1 tRNA gene and 1 rRNA gene are annotated in these 568 nt (G+C 43.3%); both read left to right on the plus strand.

The features are described 5' to 3' along the window. Window positions 1-204: ribosomal RNA gene (locus L1D11_RS22560) — 16S ribosomal RNA — on the plus strand; the annotation flags it as partial. A gap of 75 nt (window positions 205-279) precedes the next feature. Beyond that, window positions 280-355 (plus strand) — tRNA-Ala (locus L1D11_RS22565). The last annotated feature ends 213 nt before the right edge of the window (window positions 356-568 follow it).

Genomic DNA, 568 nt, shown 5'->3' on the forward strand with positions numbered 1-568 from the left:
TCGCTAGTAATCGTAGATCAGAATGCTACGGTGAATACGTTCCCGGGCCTTGTACACACCGCCCGTCACACCATGGGAGTGGGCTGCAAAAGAAGTGGGTAGTTTAACCTTTCGGGGAGGACGCTCACCACTTTGTGGTTCATGACTGGGGTGAAGTCGTAACAAGGTAGCCCTAGGGGAACCTGGGGCTGGATCACCTCCTTATACGAAGATATTCACGATAAGTGTCCACACAGATTGATGGTTTAATAAGTTAAGAGTAGAATTACTTTTCCAGATGGGGCTATAGCTCAGCTGGGAGAGCGCCTCGCTGGCAGCGAGGAGGTCTGCGGTTCGATCCCGCATAGCTCCACCATCTTTAAGTGTTCTTCCTTAAGAATCTTTAAAAATGGTTTCGAAAGAAATCAAGCTCTTTAACAATTTGGAAAGCTGACTGATTACTTAATTGGTTTTCACTTTAAAAAGTGAAATCAAACAGCTCAAGGCTGTGATTAAGTTAATCAAATTTAAAAGTTCTCAATGTTTATCTGCTCTTAGTTAATAAGAACGGTATAAACACAACAAACAC

This window comes from Vibrio sp. Isolate32, from assembly GCF_022397955.1.
Lineage (GTDB): Bacteria > Pseudomonadota > Gammaproteobacteria > Enterobacterales > Vibrionaceae > Vibrio.